This is a genomic window from Neisseria sp. HMSC061B04, assembly GCF_001836705.1.
In the GTDB taxonomy this organism is placed as follows: domain Bacteria; phylum Pseudomonadota; class Gammaproteobacteria; order Burkholderiales; family Neisseriaceae; genus Neisseria.
Genome location: NZ_KV830205.1, coordinates 57,068 through 72,774, shown reverse-complemented (window position 1 = coordinate 72,774; position 15,707 = coordinate 57,068). Strand labels below are relative to the sequence as shown.

16 protein-coding genes are annotated in these 15,707 nt (G+C 50.0%); 6 read left to right on the top strand and 10 right to left on the bottom strand.

What is annotated here, in order from left to right; all coding sequences use genetic code 11:
- The first annotated feature begins 70 nt into the window (after nucleotides 1-70).
- Nucleotides 71-1,405 carry an NADP-specific glutamate dehydrogenase gene (gene gdhA, locus HMPREF2661_RS08445; protein WP_049322707.1) on the top strand — a complete coding sequence of 445 codons (1,335 nt, stop codon included), beginning with the start codon at nucleotides 71-73 and terminating at the stop codon, nucleotides 1,403-1,405.
- A gap of 65 nt (nucleotides 1,406-1,470) precedes the next feature.
- Here gdhA and recG read toward each other — a convergent pair whose 3' ends face one another.
- The 3 genes from recG to grxC all read right to left on the bottom strand — a co-directional run bounded on the left by recG (nucleotide 1,471) and on the right by grxC (nucleotide 4,325).
- Complete coding sequence (gene recG / locus HMPREF2661_RS08440) at nucleotides 1,471-3,510, bottom strand: ATP-dependent DNA helicase RecG (protein WP_070823397.1); 2,040 nt, start codon at nucleotides 3,508-3,510, stop codon at nucleotides 1,471-1,473.
- Nucleotides 3,511-3,611: 101 nt separating this feature from the next.
- The gene (gene secB / locus HMPREF2661_RS08435) at nucleotides 3,612-4,046 is read right to left on the bottom strand and encodes a protein-export chaperone SecB (protein ID WP_003745844.1); all 435 of its coding nucleotides are present in this window, start codon (nucleotides 4,044-4,046) and stop codon (nucleotides 3,612-3,614) included.
- Between the two features lie 21 nt (nucleotides 4,047-4,067).
- Nucleotides 4,068-4,325, bottom strand: coding sequence for a glutaredoxin 3 (gene grxC / locus HMPREF2661_RS08430; RefSeq protein WP_003684090.1), 258 nt, complete (start codon nucleotides 4,323-4,325; stop codon nucleotides 4,068-4,070).
- Between the two features lie 237 nt (nucleotides 4,326-4,562).
- On the opposite strand from grxC, the gene HMPREF2661_RS08425 reads away from it, so the two are divergent.
- Complete coding sequence (locus tag HMPREF2661_RS08425; RefSeq protein ID WP_049322706.1) at nucleotides 4,563-6,056, top strand: Rne/Rng family ribonuclease; 1,494 nt, start codon at nucleotides 4,563-4,565, stop codon at nucleotides 6,054-6,056.
- A 57-nt stretch (nucleotides 6,057-6,113) separates the two neighbouring features.
- On the opposite strand, the gene HMPREF2661_RS08420 is transcribed toward HMPREF2661_RS08425, so the two are convergent.
- The 4 genes from HMPREF2661_RS08420 to HMPREF2661_RS08405 form a co-directional block, all read right to left on the bottom strand.
- Nucleotides 6,114-6,782, bottom strand: a complete 669-nt coding sequence (locus HMPREF2661_RS08420) for a DUF3108 domain-containing protein (RefSeq protein ID WP_070823357.1) — start codon at nucleotides 6,780-6,782, stop codon at nucleotides 6,114-6,116.
- A gap of 30 nt (nucleotides 6,783-6,812) precedes the next feature.
- Nucleotides 6,813-7,439 carry a phosphoribosylglycinamide formyltransferase gene (gene purN, locus HMPREF2661_RS08415; RefSeq protein ID WP_070823355.1) on the bottom strand — a complete coding sequence of 209 codons (627 nt, stop codon included), beginning with the start codon at nucleotides 7,437-7,439 and terminating at the stop codon, nucleotides 6,813-6,815.
- Between the two features lie 97 nt (nucleotides 7,440-7,536).
- A complete protein-coding gene (locus HMPREF2661_RS08410) occupies nucleotides 7,537-8,352 on the bottom strand; it encodes an FKBP-type peptidyl-prolyl cis-trans isomerase (protein WP_070607922.1) in 816 nt (271 codons plus the stop codon).
- A gap of 160 nt (nucleotides 8,353-8,512) precedes the next feature.
- On the bottom strand, nucleotides 8,513-9,778 hold the full coding sequence (locus HMPREF2661_RS08405; protein ID WP_070823353.1) for a Glu/Leu/Phe/Val family dehydrogenase: 1,266 nt from the start codon (nucleotides 9,776-9,778) through the stop codon (nucleotides 8,513-8,515).
- 421 nt (nucleotides 9,779-10,199) lie between these two features.
- On the opposite strand from HMPREF2661_RS08405, the gene HMPREF2661_RS08400 reads away from it, so the two are divergent.
- From HMPREF2661_RS08400 to HMPREF2661_RS11620, 3 genes are all read left to right on the top strand, one after another.
- The gene (locus tag HMPREF2661_RS08400; RefSeq protein WP_049322753.1) at nucleotides 10,200-10,913 is read left to right on the top strand and encodes a phosphoglycolate phosphatase; all 714 of its coding nucleotides are present in this window, start codon (nucleotides 10,200-10,202) and stop codon (nucleotides 10,911-10,913) included.
- A 96-nt stretch (nucleotides 10,914-11,009) separates the two neighbouring features.
- Nucleotides 11,010-11,471 carry a recombination regulator RecX gene (gene recX, locus HMPREF2661_RS08395; protein WP_049322701.1) on the top strand — a complete coding sequence of 154 codons (462 nt, stop codon included), beginning with the start codon at nucleotides 11,010-11,012 and terminating at the stop codon, nucleotides 11,469-11,471.
- 75 nt (nucleotides 11,472-11,546) lie between these two features.
- On the top strand, nucleotides 11,547-11,708 hold the full coding sequence (locus tag HMPREF2661_RS11620; RefSeq protein WP_003745829.1) for a hypothetical protein: 162 nt from the start codon (nucleotides 11,547-11,549) through the stop codon (nucleotides 11,706-11,708).
- A gap of 117 nt (nucleotides 11,709-11,825) precedes the next feature.
- On the opposite strand, the gene HMPREF2661_RS08390 is transcribed toward HMPREF2661_RS11620, so the two are convergent.
- From HMPREF2661_RS08390 to gmk, 3 genes are all read right to left on the bottom strand, one after another.
- A complete protein-coding gene (locus HMPREF2661_RS08390; RefSeq protein ID WP_070823351.1) occupies nucleotides 11,826-13,982 on the bottom strand; it encodes a RelA/SpoT family protein in 2,157 nt (718 codons plus the stop codon).
- A 105-nt stretch (nucleotides 13,983-14,087) separates the two neighbouring features.
- Nucleotides 14,088-14,294: a DNA-directed RNA polymerase subunit omega gene (gene rpoZ / locus HMPREF2661_RS08385; RefSeq protein ID WP_003682294.1), complete on the bottom strand. Its 207-nt coding sequence runs from the start codon at nucleotides 14,292-14,294 to the stop codon at nucleotides 14,088-14,090.
- A 52-nt stretch (nucleotides 14,295-14,346) separates the two neighbouring features.
- Nucleotides 14,347-14,964 carry a guanylate kinase gene (gene gmk, locus HMPREF2661_RS08380; protein ID WP_070823349.1) on the bottom strand — a complete coding sequence of 206 codons (618 nt, stop codon included), beginning with the start codon at nucleotides 14,962-14,964 and terminating at the stop codon, nucleotides 14,347-14,349.
- A gap of 168 nt (nucleotides 14,965-15,132) precedes the next feature.
- Here gmk and HMPREF2661_RS08375 point away from each other — a divergent pair, with 168 nt between their 5' ends.
- Nucleotides 15,133-15,693: an adenine phosphoribosyltransferase gene (locus HMPREF2661_RS08375; protein WP_003745823.1), complete on the top strand. Its 561-nt coding sequence runs from the start codon at nucleotides 15,133-15,135 to the stop codon at nucleotides 15,691-15,693.
- The last annotated feature ends 14 nt before the right edge of the window (nucleotides 15,694-15,707 follow it).

Genomic DNA, 15,707 nt, shown 5'->3' with positions numbered 1-15,707 from the left:
CAAGTAAATTTTTTACAGTTATATTTCGAAACATAAATATTGAAACATCTCACTCAATAGGAGTAGAAAAATGACTGACCTGAACACCCTGTTTAACAATCTTAAACAACGCAATCCCAACCAAGAACCCTTCCACCAAGCCGTTGAAGAAGTACTCATGAGTTTGGATCCGTTTTTGGCGAAAAACCCGAAATACACCCAACAAAGCCTGCTTGAGCGTATTGTTGAACCGGAACGCGTGATTATGTTCCGCGTCACTTGGATGGACGACAAAGGCCAAGTTCAAGTCAACCGCGGCTACCGCATTCAAATGAGCTCCGCCATCGGCCCTTACAAAGGCGGTTTGCGCTTTCACCCTACCGTCGACTTGGGCGTGTTGAAATTCCTCGCTTTTGAACAAGTCTTCAAAAACGCGCTGACCACCCTGCCTATGGGCGGCGGCAAAGGCGGTTCCGACTTCGATCCTAAAGGCAAATCCGATGCCGAAGTAATGCGCTTCTGCCAAGCCTTTATGACTGAACTCTACCGCCACATCGGCGCCGACACCGACGTTCCTGCCGGCGATATCGGCGTAGGCGGCCGCGAAATCGGCTATCTGTTCGGCCAATACAAAAAAATCCGCAACGAATTTGCTTCCGTCCTGACCGGCAAAGGCCTCGAATGGGGCGGCAGCCTGATTCGCCCTGAAGCCACCGGCTACGGCTGCGTGTATTTTGCCCAAGCCATGTTGGAAACCCGCAACGACAGCATCGAAGGCAAACGCGTGTTGATTTCCGGCTCCGGCAACGTGGCACAATATGCAGCCGAAAAAGCCATCCAACTGGGTGCAAAAGTATTGACCGTTTCCGACTCCAACGGCTTTGTCCTCTTCCCTGACAGCGGTATGACCGAAGCGCAACTTGCCGCTTTGATCGAGCTGAAAGAAGTACGCCGCGAACGCGTGGCCACTTACGCCAAAGAACAAGGCCTGCAATACTTTGAAAACCAAAAACCGTGGAACATCGCAGCCGAAGTCGCCCTGCCTTGCGCCACCCAAAACGAATTGGACGCAGATGCCGCCAAAATCCTGCTGGCAAACGGTTGCTATGTGGTTGCCGAAGGTGCGAACATGCCGTCAACTTTGGGCGCGGTCGAACAATTTATCAAAGCCGGCATCCTCTACGCTCCGGGCAAAGCCTCCAACGCCGGTGGCGTAGCAACTTCAGGTTTGGAAATGAGTCAAAACGCCATCCGCCTGTCTTGGACCCGTGAAGAAGTCGACCAACGCCTGTTCGACATCATGCACAACATCCACGAATCCTGCCTGAAATACGGCAAAGTCGGAGACAAAGTGAACTATGTCAATGGTGCGAACATTGCTGGTTTCGTCAAAGTAGCCGATGCCATGTTGGCACAAGGTTTCTAAACCCCTATCCAGCCAAACCAAAGGCCGTCTGTTTTCAGACGGCCTTTTTTCTTTTCATGCAAATTTTATACGCCCAAATAACCTTCCCTGCTGGAAAGCCACCTTGCCAAATGCGCTTCGACGATTTCGGGGTTTTGTTCGATTAACATGGGCGCGATTTCGCGCGCTTGTTCCAAGAGGTGCAGGTCTTCTTCAAGGTTGGCGAAGCGCAGCATGGGGACGCCGCTTTGGCGCGCGCCGAGAAATTCGCCGGGACCGCGGATGTTGAGGTCTTGGCGGGCGATTTCGAAGCCGTCGGTGTGTTCGTAGATAACTTTCAGCCGCGCTTTGGCGAGTTCGCTCAAGGGTTCGGCAAACAGGAGGACGCACACGCTTTCTGCCGCGCCGCGCCCTACCCGCCCGCGTAATTGGTGCAGCTGCGCCAAGCCCATGCGTTCGGCGTGTTCGATCACCATCAGGGCGGCGTTGGGCACATCTACGCCGACTTCGATGACGGTGGTGGCAACCAAGACGTTCAGACGGCCTGCGGCAAAATCCGCCATGACTTCGGCTTTTTCAGCGGCCTTCATGCGCCCGTGTACCAAGCCGATGCTGAGTTCGGGCAAAGCTGCCTGAAGCTGGGCTAGGGTTTCGGTGGCGGTTTGCAGTTGCAGGGTTTCGCTTTCTTCAATCAGCGGGCAGACCCAGTATGCCTGCTGCCCTTTGCGGCAGATGTTGAGAACGAAGCCTTCGACTTCGGCGCGGCGGACGTTGTTGACGAGGCGGGTTTTAATCGGGGTACGACCGGGCGGCAATTCGTCGATGACGGACACGTCCAAGTCGGCGAAAAAACTCATGGCAAGCGTGCGCGGGATGGGCGTGGCGGACATCATCAGCTGGTGGACGTCGCGCCCTTTGTTTTTGAGGGCAAGGCGTTGGGCGACGCCGAAGCGGTGTTGTTCGTCCACAATCACCAAACCAAGATTTTGAAACTCGACGTCGTCTGAAAACAGGGCGTGCGTGCCGACGGCGATTTTGACGGTGCCGTCGGCGAGTTTGGCTTTGACTTCGTCTTTGGCTTTTTTGCGCTGGCTGCCGGAAAGCCAGACGACTTCAAGGTTCAACGGCTCAAGCCATTGTTTGAACTTGATGAAATGCTGTTCGGCAAGGATTTCAGTCGGCGCCATCACAGCCGCCTGCGCGCCGGATTCGATGGCAGTCAGCGCGGACAAGGCGGCGACGATGGTTTTGCCGCTGCCGACATCGCCTTGAAGCAGGCGGTGCATAGGATGGGTTTGCGCCATGTCGCGGCGGATTTCGGACACGACTCTTTCTTGTGCACCGGTCAGAGCAAACGGCAAGGCGTGGCGCAGGGCTTGGGTCAGCGTGCCGTCGCCGCCCAATGCCGCCGCCGTACCGCTGACACGCTTCTGCCGCGCCAAGCGCATGGAAAGCTGTTGCGCCAAAAGTTCGTCAAATTTGAGCCGCTGCCATGCGGGCAGCGCGCCGTCGGAAAGCTGGTGGATGGTAAAACTCGGCGGCGGAGAGTGCAAAAGGCGCAGGCTTTCGACGAGGTGCGGCAGTTTCAGACGACCCAATAAGGCATCGGGCAGCGTGTCGTGCAGCGGCGTAACGTCCAAGGCCGTCTGAATAATGCGACGCAAAGTAGGCTGGTTCAAACCATTTACGGTCGGATAAATCGGCGTGAGGCTTTCCGCCAAACCGCTGCTCTCGGCATCGCGGATTTTGGGATGAATCATCTCGTCGCCGTGAAACCCGTGTTTGATTTCGCCCACGGCGCGGATGCGTTTGCCGACCGCCATCTGTTTCTGGTTGCTGGCGTAAAAGTGGATGAAACGCAAAAAAAGGACACTGCCGGAACCGTCGGCAATTTGGACAATCAGCTGTTTGCGTGGCTTAAAAGTTACTTCCTGATGGATGACCTCGCCCTCGACCTGACACGGCACGCCGATCGGCGCATCCTTAATCGGCATGATGTGCGTCTCGTCCTCATAACGCAACGGCAGGTGCAACACCAAATCCCACGCGGTATGGAGGTTGAGTTTCTCTAGCTTCTTGGCGGAAACATCGGTAATTTTGAGCTGTTTTTGGGTTTCGGGCGTCATCTTAAAAGGCAGCTGATTGAAAGTTTGCTGTATTTTATCCGAAAACAAAAAGGCCGTCTGAACGCAATGTTTCAGACGGCCTTAATTTAGGTATAACGCAATTAAGCGTTAGCTTCCTGTTGTTGTTGGTAGATTGCTTCAAAATTGATCGGAGCAAGCAGTACAGGTGGGAAGCCGGCGCGGGTTACGCTGTTGGAAATGGCTTCACGTGCGTAAGGGAACAGGATGTTCGGACAAGCAACGCCCAACAGCAGTTGTACGTCTTCTTCAGGAATGTTTTCCAAACGGAAGATGCCGCTTTGGGTAACTTCGTTCAAGAACATGGTACGCTCTTCGTTCAGTTTGGCAGTCACGGTAACGGTAACGTCAACGCTGTAGAAACCATCTTCCAGTTTGGTGTTACCGGTAGAAACGCGCATATCCACTTCAGGCTCGCCTTGTTCCAAGAAGATTTGTGGCGCGTGAGGCACTTCCAAAGACAAGTCTTTTACATACAGACGCTCAACGCTGAATACAGGTTGCAATTCTTCGCTCATTTTATTTTCCTAAGTTAAGGGTTAAGGATTCAGTAATTCGTCCAACTTGCCTTCCTGCTGCAAGCGGTACAAATCGGTAAAGCCACCGACATGGGTGTCGCCGATAAAAATCTGCGGCACGCTGCGCTGGCCGGAAAGCTGCTGCATTTCGGCAAAAACTTCCGGATTGCCGTCGATGCGGATTTCGTTGATTTCTTTCACACCCACCGCTTGCAACAGCCTTTTCGCCATGGTGCAGTACGGACAATACGGACCGGTATAAACAGTAACGGTTTGCATGATTTCTTCCAAAATACCAATGTTCATGACTATATGGGCATAAGCGTTATTTTACAAGTATTCCCGCCGTACGGTTGTAAAAAACATTCAGACGGCCTCTTGGCCATAAACATTTGTGCAGATGCGGAAAAACCATAATTAAAGTATGATAAGCGCTTTCGCAGAATGACTTTTGCCATTTGTTTTTTGGAGAAGAACACATCGCAAAAGTTTTTCTATTCAAAATCAGGTATCCCCATGCTTTCAGGAATCCCCATCCCCAAGGACGCCGTGCGTCCGCCCGAAACCGTCCTCGTCAACATCACGCCGCAAGAAACGCGTGTGGCTGTTTTGGAAGAGAACAATATCTGCGAGCTGCACATCGAGCGCAACAGCGGCCATAGCTTGGTCGGCAATATTTATTTGGGCGTCGTCAAACGCGTCCTCCCTGGCATGCAAAGCGCGTTCATCGATATCGGCTTGGAACGCGCCGCGTTTCTGCACATCGTCGACGTCCTCGAACAACGCCGCAATCCGGACGAAACCCAACGCATCGAACACATGCTCTTTGAAGGCCAGTCCGTCTTGGTTCAGGTCATCAAAGACCCCATCAATACCAAAGGCGCGCGGCTTTCCACCCAAATCTCACTGGCCGGCCGTTTCCTCGTCCATCTTCCGCAAGAAGACCACATCGGCATTTCCCAACGCATTGAGGACGATGCCGAACGCAGCATCCTGAGGGAGCGCCTCAACAACCTGCTGCCAGAAAACGCCTGCCACGGCTACATCATCCGCACCAACGCCGAAAACGCTTCCGATGCCCAGCTGCAATCAGACATCAACTATCTGACCAAAGTGTGGGAACACATTCAAAAACAGGCGAAAATCCAACCGCCTGAAACCCTGCTGTATCAAGATTTGCCATTAAGCCTGCGCGTATTGCGCGATATGTTCAGCCTTGATACGCACAAAATCCTGGTCGACTCGACTGAAAATCACCGCCGCATGACCCAGTTTGCCGAACAATACGTTCAAGGCGCATTGGGCAGAATCGAGCTGTTCAAAGGCGAACGCCCCCTATTTGAAACCCACAACATCGAGCAGGAAATCGCCCGCGCCCTGCAACCGCGCGTCAACCTCAACTTCGGCAGCTACCTCATCATCGAGTCCACCGAAGCCATGACCACCATTGACGTAAACACCGGCGGCTTTGTCGGCGCACGCAATTTTGATGAAACCATCTTCCGCACCAACCTCGAAGCCTGCCACACCATCGCCCGCGAACTTCGCCTGCGCAATCTCGGCGGCATCATCATCATCGACTTCATCGATATGGCGCAGGAAGCCCACCGCGAAGCCGTCCTGCAAGAGCTTGCCAAAGCCCTCGCCTTCGACCGTACCCGCGTTACCCTCAACGGTTTCACCAGTTTGGGTTTGGTCGAGCTGACGCGCAAACGTTCGCGTGAAAACTTAAGCCAAATCCTCTGCGAACCCTGCCCTTCCTGCCAAGGCCGGGGCCGTCTGAAAACGCCGCAAACCGTGTGCTACGAAATTCAGCGCGAAATCGTCCGCGAAGCGCGCCGCTACGATGTCCAAGCCTTCCGCATCTTGGCCGCTCCGAATGTCATCGACTTGTTCTTAGACGAAGAATCGCAATCGCTGGCAATGTTGATAGACTTTATCGGCAAACCGATTTCACTGGCAGTCGAAACCGCCTACACGCAGGAACAATACGATATTGTGTTGCTGTAAAGATAAAAGGCCGTCTGAAAACTTTTCAGACGGCCTTCTTGTTTGAGTAAATAAAGATTACGGTTTCACTACTTTACCGTTGATTTTGACGGAAGTCAGTTTCAGGTTGTAGGTTTTACCGTCATCGGTATAGCTGATTTGCGCAGGGATATTGTCGATATCGGAAGCAAACGAGTAAGTAACGGTATCGTCGCCGCGGCGGACGCGATATTTGCTCACAGGCGTTGTACCGCCGTTCAGTTTATAGCTTTCGTTGCCGATTTTGTTCATGCTGCCGACAGTGTACAGTTTTTTACCGTTGGTAATTTTCAAACCTGACGGCAGGCGCACGTCATTGGCGGCCAGTTGCCATGCCAAAGTGAACAAGTCCATGGCCGGGCCGGATTTTTCGGTTTTCAAATCACCTGCTTTGCCGTAAGTGATGTTGCCGCCGGAGAATTTGGCCTCGGCATACAATTTACCGCCGCGTACATCTTTGTAATAAGACGGATGCAGGGTCGTGCCGTTGATGCTGCCGCCGGATTCAAAACGGATATTGTAAAGCGGTACTTTGATGGTAGAGACGATTTTGTATTGGTTGCCGCTGCGTGTGAAGGTCATGGTTGCAGGAATACCGTAGCTGCCTGAGTATTGCAAAACGGCAGATTGCGGCAATTCAGCGGCTTGTGCGCCGATGGAGGCAGTGAGCAGGGAAAGTGTCAGCAGGGTTGTTTTAATCGGGTTCATGATGTTTTCCTTGTGTGTATGGTGTTTTAATTAAGCCAACAGGCTTTGACCGGCGGCATTGCGTTGTGCATTCAAAACGCGGTTGCCTTCGATTTTCAGACGGCCTGCAACAAAGTCTGCAACGGCTTGTGGGAAAAGCTGGTGTTCAACCGTCAGCACGCGTGCGGCAACGTCGTCGGCGGTATCGCCGTCCAAAATAGGAACAATGCCTTGCGAAATAATCGGACCGCAATCCAGCTCGGGCGTCACGAAATGGATGGTGCAGCCAGCTACTCGGCAACCTGCTTCCAATGCGCGTTCGTGGGTGTGCAGACCGGTGAAAGAAGGCAGGATGGACGGATGGATATTGATCAGGCGGTTTTCATAATGTGCGCAGAACTCCGGAGTCAAAATGCGCATGAAGCCCGCTAATACGACCAAATCAGGCTGATAGGCATCGATTTTCTCCATCATGGCCTGATCAAATGCCGGACGCGAATCGAAGTTTTTATGGTTCAAACTGTCGGTGGCAATACCGCGCTCTGCCGCCCATTCTAATCCGACTGCGGTCTCGTTGTTACTCAATACGGCTGCAATGTTGGCATTGGGAATATCGGCATTCACAATCGCCTGCATATTGCTGCCGCGTCCGGAAATAAGGATGACGATATTTTTCATCATAATTCCTTGTTGGTTTGGAACAAAGGCCGTCTGAAACGGAATTTTTTCAGACGGCCTTTTATCCGTTGTTTAAGGGCGTAAGCCTTGATTCGGATTATTGAACTTTTTGTACGTCAACTTGTACTGGTTGTTGTGCGGCAGCATCAGGCGCGCCGACTTTAACCAGTTTCACGTCGAATACCAAAGTAGCGTTCGGGCCGATTTTATCGCCGGCGCCAACTTCGCGGTAAGCCAGTTTGGCCGGGATGTAGAATGTTGCTTCGCCGCCTTCTTTCAAGAGTTGGATACCTTCAGTCCAACCTGGAATCACTTGGCTTACAGGGAAGCTTACTGGGCCACCGTTGGCTTTGCTGCTGTCAAATACGGTACCATCAATCAGACGGCCTTCATATTCAACGGTAACCATATCGTCTTTAGTCGGTTTTTTACCTTCGCCTTCTTTGGTAATTTTGTATTGCAGACCGGAAGCGCTAGTTTTCACGCCTTCTTTAGTCGCGTTTTCTTTCAAGAACGCTTCGCCTTTTTCCAAGTTTACTTTGGCATCTTCAGCACGTTTGGCAGTAGCTTTTTCTTGTTGCTCTTGCAGGAATTTCATCATCACTTCCTGAGCTTGGGCTTCAGTCATTTTGACTTCTTTGCCTTCAAACATGGCTTCCATGGCTTCGGTGAAGACTTTCAAATCGATTTCTGTGCCTTGGTCTTTCATTTGTTTCAATGAACGGCCGATGTCCACACCCATTGCGTAGCTGGCTTGTTGGGCAGTAGAACCGATGGCAGAAGCATCTGCAGTCGCATTTGAAGCTGCGGAAGCAGCAGGAGCGTCTTTAGCGGCAGTATCTTTTTGGTTGCAAGCAGTCAGTGCCAACAAAGCAGACAAAGCCAATGCGCTGAATTTGAAAGTTTTGTTCATGATTATGTCTTTTCCGGAAAGGTCAAAAAAGGGGATTATAGCTGAGTTTGATTGAAATGGAATCAAGGTGGATTAAAATTTGTAAAGGCTCTTATCAAAAACATTAAGGCCGTCTGAAAACAGGTTTCAGACGGCCTACTTTTAGCTATCAGTCAAACGATTAATACCAGCCGCGCAGCTTCATTGCTTTTTCAACACGACGGATACTCATCATGTAAGAAGCGGTACGCAGGTCGACATCGTATTCTTGAGCCAAGTTCCAAATATCGCGGAACGCACGGCGCAGGACAACGGTTTCTTTCTCTTGAACTTCGTCAAACTCCCAGTAGTAGCCTTGCAGGTTTTGTACCCATTCAAAATAGGATACCACCACGCCACCGCAGTTTGCCAAAATATCAGGAACAACCAATACGCCATTTTGACGCAGGATAACGTCTGCTTCAGGAGTAGTCGGACCGTTTGCACCTTCAACCACGATTTTCGCACGGACTTTACCGGCATTTTCAGAAGTCAGTTGGTTTTCCAGCGCGCAAGGGGCGAGTACGTCCACTTCCAAAGCCAAAAGTTCGGCATTGCTGATTTCTTTGCCGTAGCCGGCTTCGTTGGTGATAAAGCCTTTTTCTTGGAATTCTTTAATGATTGCTTCCATATCTAAGCCGTTTTCGTTGTAGATGGCAACGTCAACAGTAGATACGGCAACGATTTTCGCACCGGCTTTGTGTGCATAATAACCGGTGTGGTAGCCCACATTACCGAAACCTTGAATGGCGTAAGTGGCACCCTTCACGTCTTTACCCAGTTTTTCCAAAGCTTGGACGGCGGCGAAGTTTACACCGTAACCGGTGGCTTCGGTACGCGCCAAAGAGCCGCCGAACTCAACCGGTTTGCCGGTAAATACGCCCGGTGCGGAATGTTTTACCACGTTTTCATAGGCATCAACCATCCAAGACATGATTTTGCCGTTGGTGTTCACATCAGGGGCAGGAATATCGATTTTCTCGCCGATCAGCGGAGAAATAGCTTCGGAATAAGCGCGGGCAATGCGTTCCAATTCCGCTTCGGAATAGTTACGCGGATCCAAAGTAATACCGCCTTTACCGCCGCCGTAAGGAATACCGGCCACGCAGCATTTGATGGTCATCCAGATAGACAGGGCTTTAACCTCGTCCATATTCACATGAGGGTGGAAACGCACGCCGCCTTTGTAAGGGCCGACGGCATTATTGTGTTGTGAACGGTAGCCGGTGAAGTTTTCTACTGTACCGTTGTCGAGTTTGACAGGGAAGTTGACTTCCAAAACACGTTGCGGCTTTTTCAAGATTTCAAATACTGCTGGGTCGGCATTCAAACGATCGCAGGCAGTTTTCACTTGTTTTTGCGCAATTTCAAACGGATTCAGTGTTTCTTTAACAGCAGATGCGGACATGTATTTTTCCTTTTCATACACATGATTAGACGAGAGCCATACTTGTTACTATATACAAAAACGGGAGAAAATGTAATAGCATGTAGTCAATAAAAAGCAAATCCATTCATTTATATATGAATTTAGTTTGAGGCCGTCTGAAAATATAGACGCCTTGACTCAAAATTTTCAGACAGCCCGGCCCCAATATTTCTCAAACCCTTTCCAAAAACGATACAAACTCTTTGTTTTTCAATACCTACCCAAGCTCCCTTTTTGTTGACAAAATCACTTCCGCCCTTCCCGACAGACAACCAACCCTACGCCTGTAAAAATTGTTAACAATTTAAACAAGCAGCCATTGAAAAATCGGCAAAACATCGGCAAATCGGGGAAATAATGCTAAAATAACGCCTTAAATGATATGACAGAAAGCTATTTGATGACCGCTGCTACTTTAGAACACGTTCAAGCCGTTGCTTTTGATTTGGACGGCACTTTATGCGATTCCATTCCGGATTTGACCGCCGCCGCCCAAGCCATGTGCGAATACCTGGGTTTGCCTGTTTTACCCACTCAAACGGTTGAAAGTTATGTCGGCGACGGCATCGGCAAATTGGTTCATCGTGTCATCACCCATGATCGTGAAAAAGAAGCCGATCCTGAAATCTGGGAAAAAGGCTTTGTGTTCTTTATGAAATATTATCGCGAGCACTTGAGCGACTTTACCCGCCCCTACCCTGAAACCGAAGCCGGCCTCGGCCTGCTCAAATCCTTGGGCATCCCGTTAGTTGTCATTACTAACAAAAATGAAGTGCTGGCAGCCGAGCTGCTGAAACAGCTCAATCTCGACGACTATTTCAGCTTGGTTCTCGGCGGAGACAGCCTGACTGAGAAAAAACCCAGCCCATTGCCGCTTCAACATGCGGCCGAAGTTCTGGGCATCGACGTTGCCAATATGCTGATGGTGGGCGATTCTAAAAATGACATTATTGCCGCTAAAGCGGCCGGTTGCTTCAGCGTCGGCGTAACATTCGGCTACGGCGACATGACCTTGCTCTCTCAAGACAAAGCGACCAAACCTGATTTGTTGATTCGAGCCCTGCCTGAAATCTACGAAAATCTGCAACCGCAAAAAAATAAAGACGAAGAATAATTCGGCTTTATTTTCAGACGGCCTTTTCGGCTATTTTCCCAATCAGGCCGTCTGAAAATGTAATTCAATGTAGTTACCTCACCTCCGCCATATCCCATGAGACCCCCTAAAACCTTACGTGCCCGCGCCTTGGATATTCTTTCCCGTCAAGAAGTCAGCCGCGTCGGTTTGAAACGCAAACTGGCTCCGCACGCTGAAAGCGAAGAAGAATTGGAAAAGGTTTTGGACGAATTCGCCGAACGAAATTGGCAATCCGACCACCGTTACGCTGAAGCCTATATTCACAGCAAGAGCAACCGTTACGGCACGCTCCGCCTCAAACAAGCCTTGGCGCAACAAGGTATTGATGCGGATAACTGTCGGGAATTACTGCCCGACAGGGAGGACGAGCTGCAAACCGCCATTTCTGTTTTGCGTAAAAAATTCAAGCAAGAAGCTGAAGATTTGAAAGAAAAACAAAAACAAGCGCGTTTCCTTGCGTATCGCGGCTTTGGTGCAGACACTATTCAAACGGCCTTAAAAACCGCATGGAATGAAGAAGAAGACTTCTATCAATAATCATTCCTACTTGAATCTTTACGACTATCGGCGTACCCTTACGCATTCATTCAATAATCCAATCAGAGCTTCATCATGTCCGACAAACCACACGATACATCCAATCCCCTACTCGAAGACGAACGCAAAAACCCTGTTTACCGCTTGGGTCAGGCAGTAGCCGGATTCATGTTGCTGGTTTGGGCTGGCGTTTTGGTCTTGGTTTTCTTCTTGGTTTTCCGTTTTTGGTTAAGTTAAATCCAGCCTGAAGCATTATTTTTCTTCAAAACAAACTGACAGAGTTTGTTTGTACATACTCAAAAGGCCGTCTGAACATACTTTCAGACGGCCTTTTCTTAGCACACTTATTACAGATTATTCTCGGATTACTTTGCGGATATTCGGATTGGCATGCATCTCATGAACAATCTGATTAACCTGATCCAAGTCCTTGACTTTAATTGTGAATTTAAATTCCACAAAGCCTTCCGTTCCCGCTTGCGCTTTGGTCGGCGTATCGACAGATTCGATGTCCGCACCCGAGTTGGAAATCGCTTGCGCCATTGAAGCCAGCAAGCCATGGGCATCCTCGGATTTGACGTTGAGGATGGTGCGATACGTTTGATTACGCATACTGTCCCAACTGGCATCCAACTGCTCTTCCGGATCGGCTTTAACCAAAGTTTGGCAGGTATCACGGTGAATAATCATGCCCTTGTCTTTGACCAATAAGGCGCGAATCGGATCGCCGGGAATCGGATGGCAACACTCGGCAAAATGAATCCGGCCGGTCTCTTGATCGTTGACTTTAATCGGGCTGAGTTTGACCTCACTGCCGAAATGTTGGCCAGCCAACTCGGCAATATGCATGGCAACGTGAATCGGCAAAGTATGCCCCATACCGACTTTGTAGAGAACTTCTTCAAACGAAGTTTGTTTGGTATTCAAATCGGCAAGGTATTTTTCTTTGAGGTCGTCTGAAAGCAAAATATCTTTAGGCAGCAGGCTGGATAAAGCTTTTTGCAGCAGGTTTTCACCCAAAACAACGGCATCGTGACGATTCAGATTTTTAACGTATTGGCGGATGGCGCTGCGCGCACGGCTGGAAACGGCAAAATTCAACCATGCCACATTGGGCTTGGCATGTTCGGAAGTAATGATTTCGACCGTATCGCCGGTTTTCAGCTTGGTGCGCAACGGCATCATGACATTGTTAATGCGCGCGGCAACGGTTTTATGACCGATATTGGTGTGCACGGCATAGGCAAAGTCAATCGGCGTTGCACCCTTAGGCAAGGTCAAAATATCACCTTTCGGAGTAACGATATAGACTTCGTTGGGGAACAAATCGACTTTGACATGTTCCAGAAACTCGATGGCATTTGAGCTGCTGGCTTGCAGGTCAAGAATATTTTTCAACCATCGGTTCATATGGAGGACGGCCTGATCCGGAGTGTTTTCACCGGATTTGTAAATCCAATGGCCGGCAATACCGCCCTCGGCTACGGCATCCATTTCACGTGTACGGATTTGCACTTCGATCGGCAAACCGTAAGGACCGACCAAGGTCGTGTGCAGGCTTTGATAGCCGTTGCTTTTCGGAATGGCAATATAGTCTTTGAAACGGCCGGGCTTGGGTTGGTATAAATTATGCAATGCACCTAATGCGGCATAACAGGCAGGAATGCTGTTGACGATGACCCGAAAGCCGTAAATATCCATTACTTCGGCAAAATGCAGTTTTTTAGCCAGCATTTTTTGATGAATGCTGTATAGGTTTTTCTCGCGGCCTTTGATTTTGGCTTCAATATTTGCACCCACCAAACGCTGACTGAATGCACGCAGCACTTTGCCGACAACATCGCGACGGTTTTTGCGGCTGTTGTCCATGGCTTTTTTCAGGGTTTCGTAGCGGCTTGGGTGAAGGTTTTGGAACGATAAGTCTTGAAGCTCTTGATACGCGTTGTTCAGACCGATGCGGTTGGCGATTTGAGCATAAATTTCAAGGGTTTCTTTGGCGATGCGGCGGCGCTTGTCCGGACGCATAGAGCCAAGGGTGCGCATATTGTGCAATCGGTCGGCCAGTTTGACGACGATGACGCGCACGTCTTTAGTCATGGCGAGGATCAGTTTGCGGAAACTTTCCGCCTGATGCTCGGCATGATCTTCAAATTTGAGTTTTTCCAGTTTGGAGAGGCCGTCTACCATTTCGGCAATGGTATCGCCGAATTCCGCCGCCATTTCGACTTTGGTTACGCCCGTGTCTTCCAATACATCGTGCATAACGCCTGCGCAAAGGCCCTGAACATCCATGTGCCAAATCGCAAGCTGCGTGGCAACGGCAAGGGGATGGGTGATGTAGGGTTCGCCGCTCTTACGGGTTTGTCCGTCATGGGCATGAAAAGCGTAGGCAATGGCTTTTTCAAGCTCGGCCTGTTCATTCTCATTGAGATAGGATGCGGTGCGAAACAGAAGATCGCGCGCTTCTGCTGTCAACGGGTCATAAGGAGCGGTAGGCAGTGGGGCTGGCATTTCAGACGGCCTTTTATGGCTATTTTTTTAAGCCGTCAGACTGTATCGGTTGTTATATTGCACCGATACAGTCCGCACGGCGGTTTTATCGGTTTGCCGGTTGGTTTATTTGTTGCGGGTCAGAAGCTCGGTTCCGATTTGTCCGGCTGCGATTTCGCGCAGGGCGGTTACGGTTGGTTTGTTGTTGCGGATGTCGTCAACCAAAGGCGTATTGCCGTTTTCCAGTTGGCGTGCGCGACGGGCGGCGACGAGTGTGAGGTCGAAGTGGTTAGGGATTTTACCTGTGCAGTCTTCAGTAGTAATACGTGCCATGTTTGCTTGCTTTCTTTCTATGTTTCAAATAAACGGTTATTTTCGCTGTTTTTTACGAATTTTCCAACAGGTTTGAGATAAATCCCTGCTGGGCGGATTTTTTCAGACGGCCTGCTTTAATAATGTGGAACAAATCGGCTTCGGCACGATCCAAATCGTCATTCACGACGACGTAATCGAACAAAACAGATTGTTCAATCTCATGACGGGCTTTGGACAGGCGTGTTTGAATGACTTCTTCGCTATCCGTACCACGGCCGATCAAACGTTGCGCCAATACCTCAAAGGAAGGCGGCAGAATGAAAATGCTGTTGGCTTCAGGCAACGATTTACGCACTTGCGCCGCACCTTGCACATCGATTTCCAAAATCACATCATAGCCCTCTTCGCTCAACGAATTTACGCCGGCGATGCTGGTGCCGTAATAATTGCCGAACACATTGGCGTGTTCCAAAAAGGCCCTTTGCTCAATCAGTGATTCAAATTCGTCTTTAGGGACAAAGTGGTAATGCACGCCATGCACCTCTCCTTCGCGCGGCTGGCGCGTGGTGTGAGAAATGGAAACACGGATATCGTCATGATTTTTCAACAGGCGCGACACCAAAGTCGTTTTGCCTGTGCCCGAAGCGGCGGAAATGATGAAAATATTGCCTTTTTTGTGATTTTGCATGGTAATTCAGCCGATGGTATGTATCTGTAAATTATAACACAACACAATGTTTCTCGGAATTTCAGACGGCCTGTTGCAAAATTTGGCTATTGTATCGATTAATTTGGCAAGTTTGCATATGACCGCTACAATGTCGTGTTAAAAACTTTTTGATTTCGGAATGTCGAAATGTTGATTCATCCTGAAGTAATGGGCGTAGAAGCTTTGGCGGACAAAATCCGTAAAATTGAAAACTGGCCGCAAAAAGGGATTTTGTTTCATGACATTACTCCCGTTTTGCAAAGCGCAGAATATTTCCGCCTGCTGGTTGATTTGCTGGTTTACCGCTATATGGGGCAAAAAGTTGACGTTGTGGCAGGCTTGGACGCGCGCGGTTTCATCATCGGTGCGGCTTTGGCCTATCAGCTGAATGTCGGCTTCGTTCCCATTCGTAAAAAAGGCAAACTGCCGTTTGATACGGTTTCTCAAAGTTACGCTTTGGAATATGGCGAAGCAACGGTAGAAATCCATACCGATGCCATCAAGCCGGGCGCACGCGTTTTGTTGGTAGATGATTTAGTGGCGACCGGCGGCACAATGCTGGCGGGCGTCGAGCTGATCCGCAAACTGGGCGGCGAAGTAATCGAAACGGCTGCTATTTTGGAGTTTACCGACTTGGACGGCGGCAAAAAAATCCGCGAAAGCGGCGCGCCGTTATTTACCCTGTGCCAAAACAAAGGCTGTATGTAACACACAAAAAACCG